The organism is Mycolicibacterium xanthum (assembly GCF_019710635.1).
Classification (GTDB): domain Bacteria; phylum Actinomycetota; class Actinomycetes; order Mycobacteriales; family Mycobacteriaceae; genus Mycobacterium; species Mycobacterium xanthum.
Genome location: NZ_JAIFZS010000152.1, coordinates 1 through 453, shown reverse-complemented (window position 1 = coordinate 453; position 453 = coordinate 1). Strand labels below are relative to the sequence as shown.

The 453-nt window shown below is 71.5% G+C and carries 1 protein-coding gene; it reads right to left on the bottom strand.

Going from position 1 to position 453, the window contains the following annotated elements:
* The coding region (locus JDV09_RS26485; RefSeq protein ID WP_221372099.1) for an HNH endonuclease signature motif containing protein at nt 1-453 on the bottom strand (453 nt) is incomplete at both ends.

Here is a 453-nt window from a genome sequence, read left to right as displayed (position 1 = left end):
GGGAACAGCAGCGCGGAGAACGGTTTGGTGGTGTAGGTGTGCCCGGTCGGGGTGGTGACCTGCAGCGTTCCGTCGGGCAGTTGCACCTCTTTCCAGCCCTGCCAGAAGGTTTTCATTAGATGGTGCAAACGGCATTTGCAGCCCAGGTTGCCCGGGTGGGTGGGTCCGGCCGGCCACGGATTGATGTGGTCGAGATCGGCAAAGACCGCGGGCCGGTCACAACCGGGGACCCGGCAGGTCAGATCCCGGGCCCGGACGAACTCGGCCAGCGCGGCCGAGGGCCGGTAGCCGGGGCAGGCGGTGAGGTCCTCGACCCCGGCGACCACGCGGACTTTCGCCCCGGCGGCGATCACCTCGGCCAGCAGCGGCGCGGGCAGCACCGCACCGCGTAGGCCGGCGATCACCGCCGCACTGCGCCGCTGCGGCGGCGCGGCGGACCCGGCCGGCTTGTCG